Raw genomic sequence first — 533 nt, 5'->3', positions numbered from 1 at the left:
CAGCAGCACTCCGCTCTGGAGCTACACCACCGAGGGTAACGTGCGCTCGGTGGCCATCTCGGCGGATGGGGAGTATATCACAGCTGGTTCTGATGATGAGAAAGTATATCTCTTCGAGAAGGACAGTAGCACGCCGCTATGGAACTACGAAACCGGGCATTGGGTGTATTCGGTGTCCATCTCAGCGGATGGCGAGTACATCGCTGCCGGCTCCTATGACGACAAGGTCTACCTCTTCGACCGGGGTAACAGCACGCCGCTCTGGAGCTATACCACCGATAATTGGGTGGAATCGGTGGCTATCTCGGCGGACGGCGAGTACATCGTTGCCGGCTCCACTGACGACAAGGTCTACCTCTTCGACAAGGACAGCAGCACGCCGCTCTGGAGCTATCAAACCGGGAGTATTGTTTACTCGGTAGCTATCTCGGCGGACGGGGAGTACATCGCCGCTGGTTCCGGCTGGGGCGACCACAAGACCTACCTCTTCGACGAGGGCAATAGCACGGGCGGCCCCCCAGTTGCATATTCCA

The 533-nt window shown here is 58.2% G+C and carries 1 protein-coding gene; it reads left to right on the top strand.

The features are described 5' to 3' along the window. On the top strand, positions 1–533 hold a 533-nt coding region (locus tag QGG57_07135; protein MDP7007926.1), incomplete at both ends, for a PQQ-binding-like beta-propeller repeat protein.

The organism is Candidatus Poseidoniia archaeon, assembly GCA_030748895.1.
Classification (GTDB): Archaea; Thermoplasmatota; Poseidoniia; order MGIII; family CG-Epi1; genus UBA8886.
The sequence above is the reverse complement of the archived record's forward strand: the minus strand, read 5'-3'. Positions and strand labels throughout refer to the sequence as shown.